This is a genomic window from Halomonas sp., assembly GCF_052095765.1.
GTDB lineage: Bacteria > Pseudomonadota > Gammaproteobacteria > Pseudomonadales > Halomonadaceae > Halomonas.
The window spans coordinates 1-8,775 of sequence record NZ_JBQDJZ010000104.1 but is presented as its reverse complement, the minus strand read 5'-3'; the positions used below and the strand labels follow the sequence as shown (position 1 = coordinate 8,775).

Genomic DNA, 8,775 nt, shown 5'->3' with positions numbered 1-8,775 from the left:
AGCAATTCAGCACTTCCACTGGCCCAGCGACTATGCAAGGCAGCTACGTCGCTGGCTGCTGTGGCTGGGCTTTGCGCTGGTCACGGTACTGGTGATTACCCTGTTGGCAAGGGGTGCAGGTATTAACCTGTCACATCGCCCCGTGATCATGCTTCTGCTGCTGGCTGGGCTTGCTAGCATGAGCCTGGCTCTGGTCAAGCTTATTCAAGCACATGTTCCATTTTTCGGTATCAAGCTGTTCCGGTTGGTGTTGGGTCTGTTGATTGCCATGGTGCCTCTGGCGTTGGGCGGGCTGGTAGTGACTGGCTACACCTACATGGCACTGAGCATACTCGATCGCTTTGTCATGACGCTTTATGTGTTCGCCATGTGGGTCGTGGTTGAGTCGGTGGTTGTTCGTGGCCTGGCTGTGGCAGCGCGCCGGCTGGCGTATCGTCGCTCACTGGCGCAGCCATCTGCCTTGAGTGCAGTCATATCTGATGAGCGTGGTGACAACGCAGAAATTCCCGAAGAGCCACCGCTGGACATGGAGCAGGTCAGCCAGCAGTCATTACGCCTGACCAAGCTGGTTCTGATGATTGGTTTTTTAGTGCTGCTGTATCTGGTGTGGAGTGATCTGTTCACGGTATTTACGTATCTTGAGCAGGTCATTGTCTTCGGTGAGCAGAGTACTGGGGTCGCTGAACTGGTCGATGCGGCGGTCTCGGTGGCCGATGTTGTGGTGGGGCTAGTGATATTCGTGCTGGCCGTGGTGATGGCGCGCAATCTGCCCGGGTTGCTGGAAGTGATGGTGTTGTCGCGTCTTGAGCTCAAGCCGGGCAGCGCTTTTGCGATCACTTCTCTGTTAGCCCACGCCATCATGAGTATCGGGATTGTCATGTCCCTGAGTGCGTTTGGTGTGTCTTGGCAGAAGTTGCAGTGGCTGGTGGCGGCCCTTGGCGTGGGTCTGGGTTTTGGCCTGCAGGAAATATTTGCCAACTTCATTTCTGGCTTGATTATTCTGTTCGAGAAGCCAGTGCGGATTGGAGACACTATCACCATTGGCACCCTGAGTGGCACGGTCAGTCGGATCCGAAGCCGGGCTATCACCGTGGTCGATTTCGATATGAAAGAAATCATCATTCCCAACAAGACTTTTGTTACTGACCAGCTGATCAACTGGTCGCTATCGGATAGCGTGACGCGGGTGATACTTCATTATGGCGTGGCTCACGGCTCTGATCAGAAGCTGGTGCATGATCTGTTGTATCAAGCCGCCCATGAGAACCCGCGGGTATTGAAAGACCCTGAGCCCCAGGTGTATTTCATGGCTTACACCAGCAGCAGCATGGATTTCGAGATGCGTATCTTTGTCAGTAATCTCAAGGATCGGCTGATGTCTACGGATGAGACCAACGTGCGCATCGCCGAGCTGTTTGCCGAGCATGGCATCAGGGTGGCCCATGATCGGCTGGATGTGCGCCTCGAACGGGAACCCTGGGGGCCTCAACCTGACAGTGCCCCTGTCGGCGGGTCCGATCAGTTCAAGGGTTAAGGCCTAAAGCTAAGGGCCGGGATCGGCTTGCAAATCCGTTGGCGGGATGCGGTCTGCACCCCAGCTGCGGTGGATGTGGCCGATCACCCGGTCGAGCTCTTGCTGAGGTACCTCGGCCAATATGCCGTGCTCCAGCGGGTCGTAGTGAAAGATATACAGCCGCGATGCAAATTGCTCGAAGGGCAGCGAGGCCTCGCCGAACCGTTCGCCGTTGAGTGAGGTGCTGACCTTTATGCCATCGCCCCAGTCCTGGCCGCTGTCGTTGTTGGGGTTATAGAAATACATTCGCATCACATCGCTCGGGTCGAGACTGACCCGCAGCAGGCTGATGGCGTGCCAACCGATGAAGCGTGCCGCGCTGTCGGTTACCGCGATGCCAGCCGGCTGCGGATGAATCAGCGGCTGGTTGCCGTTGTAGTAAGGATGGTAGCTAGCATAAAAGTAGCGCAGAAAGTCATCCGGCTCATGTAGCTTGCCCGTGTTCACATCGACGTTGATGCGAAACCCGCGGCCCGACCACCAACCGTGAAACTCCGGGTTGACCCAGCGGTGCGGATCGCCTTCACGGCCGATGCAGCGCCGGCCCATTTCGGCATAGATGCGATCCAGATGGGGCACCACGATCAGAGAAACGGGATCAAGATCCATCGGCAGTGTTGTAGCGACGCCGGACAAGCTGGCCATGGACGATAGCGGCATGCCTTCGAAGTGCATGATGATCTCGTCGTCGCGGGCCGCCCAGGTCACCATCTGCAGGAGATAGTCCGGATCGTTATAAGCCCACATGGAGAGGGCCCGAGCCGACTGGCAGGTGGGGTTGTTGCCCTGGCCTACGCCCAGCGGCTGGCCAAGCATGCACAGCACGCCCTCAAGCAGGCGGGCCTTGGGCGACACGGCCTCGCCGAAAGCGAGGTTGAGACGCGCTTGGGACCACTCCGAAAGCGTCAATCTGAGCTGGCGCCATAATGCCGGTGCCACGGGTGGCTGGTAGAGCGTGCCGCGCTCAAGCGTCAGCGCCAGCCCGTAGACAGCCTGGGGTGTGGCAGGGTGAATAGCGCTGCGGATCATTGCATGGACCAGCTCGCGGTAACACAACAGACAGTCGCGGCCTGTGGAAGATAGACCTAGCGCTTCGGCGATCAGGTGGTCGCTTTCATCGAGCAGGTGGCGCAGCAGCACCGGATGGTAAGCCGACACCAGCCCCGTATCGTGCATGGCTCGAGCAAAACCGGTGGCTTCACTCTGTAGCGTGGTCGAATCCATGCTCGTCAGGCGCTCCCGGTAAACATCTAGCCCCGGGTCTTCGCGGCTGGCACGGGTAGGGCCGAACAGCGAGCTGATCAGGCGATCCGCCCCCTGGCCGCTGGCGCCAAGCTCGATGTCAGGATTGGCCTGACATACGGCGATTTGGGTAATCATTTGCTTGACCGGCTCAACCTGGATGGGGCGCTGCTCCAAAATTCGCCAGATTTCGTCGATCAGTTGCTCAATGACGTGCTCATAGCCGATACGCTCGGCCAGGTGGTGAAATAAGTTGCGCGGCAGTTGGGCCAAACGGCCCTGAGTCTCGCGCTCAGCCTCGCTGGTGGCACCGAACAGTAACCACAGATTGATGGCCATCACCTGGGTCAGATAATGGTGGGCCTGTTCTGCGGAAATCAAGGCATGCTGATAGTCACCTTTGGCCACCGCCAGCAGGCGTAGTTCGCTGAGCGCTTCAATAACCACGCTGTTGGCATCGGCACTCTTTAGCGCATAGGTTGTTAGCGAGGGCAGCAGAAACTGTGGGGTTTCCCAGTCGGAGCCGAGGAACACCCCGGCATTCTCCAGGCGCTGGGCGCGCTGCTCGATCGCAGCGCAACCAGCGGGTTGCATCATGACTCGACGGGCCGTATCCAGCACTCGCCCGAGCTTGCCTGGCTTGGCGAAGTCACGCGCCGCTTCAAGCAGCGCTGTGGCCTCATCCAGCTTGCTGAGCAGCCCGTTCAGCTTGTCATCGCTGGCTGCCTGTCCGCTGCCGCCTTGGCTATCCTGATTGTCGCGTTGCGTCGTCACGCCAATTCCTTGTCGTCAGGCTTGTTAACGCACCATAACGCCTTGGCCAGCCCATAAAATCAAGCTTAGATATAGTAATCCAGCTCTTCCTGATGCTTGAGGAGGTCGCGAAGGGTGTGTGGGTCTTCGCCCTTGAAGTACACCAGCCCCCAGTGAGTGCCGAAAGCAGTACGCTTGGTGACGGTCTCTTCGACAGGGGGCGTCAGCTCGTGAGACTCGAAGTAGGGATGGTCTTCGACTTCCTCGGGAATCTCTAGCTGGCTGACCACGCGGCGGCGCGGATAGACACCAAAGCAGCCGGCATAGCCGTTGGCATCGACCACTTCCTTGGGGAAGAAGGCCTTGACCTCTTCCTCGGTGCTCTTGGGGTCGAACACCAGCATGCTGGCCTGATAGGCGTTGAATCCGTACACACGCTCAAGCAGTTCGAACACCTTGAAACCGGGTGGGCGATACGCCACCTCACCGAAGTACATCTCGCTGTCGCTAGTCACGAAATATTCGGGGTGGATCAGGCCGAACTCGATATCGAAGGTCTTAATTAGCTTCTCGATCTGGGCGGTGATCTGGGGGCGATACTTTTCGAGCTCGGGGGAGGCCGGCACGAACACTGAATAACCCAGGGTCACATATTCCGAGATATTAAGGAAAGCGATTTTGCCGTTATGGATCCAGGCCTCTACAGCAAACTCCCAGCCATCCAGATGCGACTCCATCAGCACCGGGAACTCTTCCTCGGGGATGGTATCGACCTCGTCGGGCGTACGGATTACCCGGTGGCCTAGGCAACCGGCCTTGTCGAAGGCCTTGAGGTGAATCGGGTCGTTGGGGTCACCGTCGAGCTTGAGCAGGGTCTGGTTGACGCGTTTGAGAAAGCGCACTACATCTTCTTTGTCGTGGGCTTCTTCAAAGATTCCTACGCGGATACCACCCAGCTGGGCGCGCCGCTTCATCAGCGCCTTGTCGCGCAATAGCAGCGACTGGCCAAACAGGCGCGGGTTGTCGAGCAGCAACGAGTTGATGGCGCCAGCCCATTCCACGGTCTCTTCGAACAGAGGGATTGCCACGTCCACCTTCATGGACTTCAGCGTCTCGGCGATTTCCATCGAGCGATCATTCAGGCGCTCGAAATCCCAAGGTACATAGGGAATATCGTGCGCCTTGCAGTATTCCTCCGCCCAGGGCGGGGCAACCACAACGTAGCGGCGATCAAAATTTTCGGCGGCTTCGACTGCGCTCAGACTCCAGCCCAGCAGTGCGATATAGCCCTTGTTTGGGTCCTTCTTCATGATTTGTCCCCAGGTGGTGGAGATGAATGTTCAGCCTGGACATCCAGTCGTAAAGTAATGTGACATTCGGCTGAGCTGTCTCCAGCCTACACCAGGAAAACAGAGCTAACACGTGGATTAACCAACGCAACGTGGCACGGCTTCTACGTGCCTTGTTCTCAGGCCCTGCTCTTGGTATAGTATGTCCCGCTCAACAGGCATCTAGCCTGCTTGGGTGAGACGCCCAGAGCGTCGTGCTGTGGTGGCCCCGTCGGTCCTCCCGCAACGCTAAATCGCAAACCCCGCCAGGCCCGGAAGGGAGCAACGGTAGTGATGGACGCGTGTGCCGGGATGTGGCTGTCGGGGCCGCCTCCATTATGTGGGTGCTGTTTCTGCCCAGTTTCTGCTTGCCGCTCCTTTTTTAGTCCTGCATTTCAGCTAGTTGCCTGAGAATATGAATATAGTTCTCGACCCCCTGCGCGCCAGTTATCAGGTGCCGACGATTGAAAATAACCGCCGGCACACCTTGAATGCCTTGCTCTCTGGCAACCTGCTCTTTTTTTCGCACGTCTTTGGCAAAGCGCTGATCCTTGAGCACCGCCAGCGCTTCGGCATGATCTAGCCCGATCTCTGCGGCTATATCCGCGAGCACCGCGTTGTCCGACAGATTTCTGTTGTTTGTGAAATGAGCGGTGAAAAGTGCCTGCTTCAGATCGTGCATACGTTCTTGTTGGTCGGCCCAATGCAGAAGCTGGTGCGCGTTGAAGGTGTTGTGCATATGCGTATCATCATTGAAGCGAAATTCGAACCCGGCCTCTGCGCCTGCTTGAGTAATTCTGAGCCGGTTTTCTTCAGACTCTTTGGCGCTGGAACCATATTTCTCGCTGAGGTGTTCGCGAAGTTTTTGGCCCTCAGTTGGCATGTCAGGATTCAGTTCAAACGGGTGCCAATGAATGTTGTGCGCTGTATCGGTCGCTCTTAAGGCCTCTGCTAGCTGTCGGTAGCCGATGATGCACCAAGGGCAAACGATATCCGACATGATATCTATCCGCAGTGACTCACTCGATTGGTTCATAGCATCCCTCGCTGCATGGTAGTTGTCGTCTTGCCCGATGCATCCCCACAGGCCGGTTTTCGGGCAGCGGGCGAAGAAATCATGGATAGCGGCGGCTCAGCCCAGCTCCTGCACGCCGCCGCCAGAGACGGTCAATATCTGGCCGCTGATCCACTTCGCTGCCGGTGAGCACAGGAACAGTGCAGCATTGGCGATGTCCTCGGGCTCGCCCAGGCGTTTGATCGGTGTGTGTGCCAGCATTTTCTGCTCAATCTCATCATTCAGCACAGACTTCAGCGCATCGGTGCGCGTTGCGCCAGGCGCGATGCCGTTGACGCGAATATTCATCGGGCCGAGGTCGAAAGCGATGTTGCGGACCAGGTGGCTTGTTGCAGCCTTGGATGATCCATAAGAGGCCATGTGCTGATTCTTGTTCTCGGCGGCCATTGAGGTGATAGCGAGGATCGAGCCGCCTCCGGCCTTTTCGATATCCGGTGCGGCAAGCTGGGCCAGGCGGAACAGTGAAAAGACGTTGAGATCGAAAGCGCGCCTGAAGTCTGTCATCGGCATGTCAAAGGGCTTGGGACCGCCACCACCCGCATTGCTGATCAGCGTTGTAAGTCTGCCGAATTTCGTCACAGTTTCTGTAACAACGCGCTTGAGGTCGTCTTCTTCGGTGACATCACAGGCGATGCCAAAGGCTTGGCCGCCGTTGGCATTGATACCGTCAGCAACCGAGTGTGCCGTCTCAGCATTGTAATCGCTGACGCATACCGAGGCGCCCGCCTGTGCAAAGGTTTCGGCAATCGCCCGGCCAATGCCAGCGCCTGCACCGGTGACAATCACCACCTGGTCGATGAGTTTGAAATTATGTTCGTTATACATGGGTGAACGCCTTTCGCTGTTATCTTCCGTTACTATTCAGGGTTGCGGTACTGACGCTGCCTTATCGCCTGTCGACTCAGACATCTCTAGGGTGTCTTGGTTCTTATATCCTGCTTCATGCGCTCATGGTTCTTGAGCTCGCACTTGCAGGCGTAGCTTGTCAGTTGGCGTGCCTAACAGCGGGATGTAGCCAGAATGGTGGAGCCAGAAAATGCATTGGCGTGATTATCAGAGTTTTGATGGTGTGGGGTTGGCCGCAGTCATTGCCGCTGGTGAGGTCAGCCGTGAGGAGGTTCATGAGGCTGCACGGCAGATGATCGCAGCAGCAAATCCTGTGTACTCTGCGGTGGTTCGTGAGCGTTTTGGGCGTGCGAGGCAGGAGCTTGATGCACTGGATATGTCTGCTCCACTGGCTGGTGTGCCGACGCTGACCAAAGATTTGCTGGTGGCGTTGGCCGGGGAGCCGCTGGCCGGCGGTTGTGAAGCGCTTAGGGATTATCGGCCCGCGGTGGATTCCAACCTGGTCACGCGGATGCGTCAGGCAGGGCTGGTGATCATGGACCAGACAGCAACGCCTGAGCTGGGGCTGATGGGCATTACCGAACCCAGGGCTTTTGCTCATCCGCGCAACCCTTGGCAAATAGAACACTCGCCGGGTGGTTCAAGCGGGGGGGCAGCAACGGCTGTCGCCTCTGGCATGGTGCCCTTTGCCATGGCCAGTGACGGCGGTGGCTCCATTCGAATTCCCGCCAGTTACTGCGGCCTGTTTGGTCTAAAGCCCAGCCGTGGGCGTATGCCCGCCGGGCCGCTGGAAGGGCCCCCGTGGCATGGCGCCGTTGGTGAGTTGGCGCTGACCCGCAGCGTTCGCGATACGGCAGTGCTGTTAGATGTGCTCAACGGTGTTGATGAGGGCGCGCTTTATGGCTTGCCCAAGGCGAGTGGTTTTTCCGACGCTTTGAAGGAGCCGTTGCCGCGGTTGCGAATTGCGGTGTCTCTGGGTGAGCCGCTGTCGGCGCCCCTGGGTACGCAGCTGGCAGCCCAGACACGTCAGGCAATCGAGCAGGCGGCAGTACAGTTGAATACGTTTGGGCATCAGGTGGAGTGGGTCGAGCCACCAGTCAGCGGTGAGCAGGTTGCAAGGTGTTATTTGATCCTGTATCTGGGGGAGGTAGTGGCAGAGCTGGAGGGTTTGTCACGCAAGATCAGTAAACCGGTAGGGCGGTTGGCCATCGAGCCGGCAACTCGGGCGCTCTACCGCATGGGGCGGGCGCTGTCAGCAGGGGAGTACCAGAGGCGGTTGAGCGATTGGAACCTGCTGGCGCGAGCGATGGGTGAGTTCCATCGCCGCTATGATGTTTTGCTGATGCCTAGTACGGCAGGCCCGGCCCCTCGGCTTGGTGAGCTGTATCCCTCGGATGTTCGCCAGCGAGCGATGGGGTTGCTGGCGGCTCCTGGCTTGGCCAGGCTGGCGCTTAAGGCCGGTGCGCTTCAGGGGCTGGCCAGGGATGCGTTAAAAGCCACGCCGTTCACGCAGCTGGCTAATCTGACCGGTCAGCCTGCCATATCGGTGCCGTGGGTTAGCAAAGATGCGTTGCCGGTAGGCATTCAGTGTGTCGCGCCGCTGCACGGCGAGCGCAAACTGTTACAGTTGGGTGCAGAGTTTGAGCAGGCACGGCCTTGGATGCCAGCGCTTGAGCAAGTGTTCTTCTGTCCTGATTAAGTTTTGTTCTGACAAGGAGTAGATCATGAACGTGATGATTGATCTGTGTGTGGTGCCCATCGGGGCTGGTGTTTCTGTGGCTCCGCAAGTCACGGCCTGTCAGCGCGTGATTCGTGATTCGGGTCTGAAACATGCGATGCATGCTTATGGTACCAATATCGAAGGCCCATGGGACGAGGTCATGGCGGTGGTTAAACGTTGCCATGAAACCGTTCACGACATGGGCGCGCCGCGTATCTTTACCACGATGAAGGTTGGA

The 8,775-nt window shown here is 57.9% G+C and carries 7 protein-coding genes and 1 other RNA gene; 4 read left to right on the top strand and 4 right to left on the bottom strand.

Annotated elements, in window-relative coordinates; genetic code table 11:
* On the top strand, positions 1-1,534 hold a 1,534-nt coding region (locus ACTH3D_RS11620; protein ID WP_441667281.1), incomplete at its 5' end, for a mechanosensitive ion channel domain-containing protein.
* 9 nt (positions 1,535-1,543) lie between these two features.
* Here the strand turns inward: ACTH3D_RS11620 and ACTH3D_RS11615 are convergent.
* A complete protein-coding gene (locus ACTH3D_RS11615; protein WP_441667280.1) occupies positions 1,544-3,589 on the bottom strand; it encodes a hypothetical protein in 2,046 nt (681 codons plus the stop codon).
* 65 nt (positions 3,590-3,654) lie between these two features.
* Entirely contained in the window at positions 3,655-4,878 is a 1,224-nt protein-coding gene (locus ACTH3D_RS11610; RefSeq protein ID WP_441667279.1) for an ATP-grasp domain-containing protein, read from the bottom strand.
* Positions 4,879-5,126: 248 nt separating this feature from the next.
* On the opposite strand from ACTH3D_RS11610, the gene ffs reads away from it, so the two are divergent.
* Positions 5,127-5,223: signal recognition particle sRNA small type (gene ffs / locus ACTH3D_RS11605), an RNA gene on the top strand.
* Positions 5,224-5,278: 55 nt separating this feature from the next.
* Here ffs and ACTH3D_RS11600 read toward each other — a convergent pair.
* Positions 5,279-5,896: a DsbA family oxidoreductase gene (locus ACTH3D_RS11600; RefSeq protein ID WP_441667278.1), complete on the bottom strand. Its 618-nt coding sequence runs from the start codon at positions 5,894-5,896 to the stop codon at positions 5,279-5,281.
* Between the two features lie 132 nt (positions 5,897-6,028).
* Positions 6,029-6,796: a 7-alpha-hydroxysteroid dehydrogenase gene (hdhA, locus tag ACTH3D_RS11595; RefSeq protein WP_441667277.1), complete on the bottom strand. Its 768-nt coding sequence runs from the start codon at positions 6,794-6,796 to the stop codon at positions 6,029-6,031.
* A 211-nt stretch (positions 6,797-7,007) separates the two neighbouring features.
* Here hdhA and ACTH3D_RS11590 point away from each other — a divergent pair, with 211 nt between their 5' ends.
* Together ACTH3D_RS11590 and ACTH3D_RS11585 are read left to right on the top strand one after the other, a co-directional pair.
* The gene (locus tag ACTH3D_RS11590) at positions 7,008-8,516 is read left to right on the top strand and encodes an amidase (RefSeq protein ID WP_441667276.1); all 1,509 of its coding nucleotides are present in this window, start codon (positions 7,008-7,010) and stop codon (positions 8,514-8,516) included.
* Between the two features lie 25 nt (positions 8,517-8,541).
* A partial coding sequence (locus ACTH3D_RS11585; RefSeq protein WP_441667275.1) for an MTH1187 family thiamine-binding protein occupies positions 8,542-8,775 on the top strand: 234 nt, incomplete at its 3' end.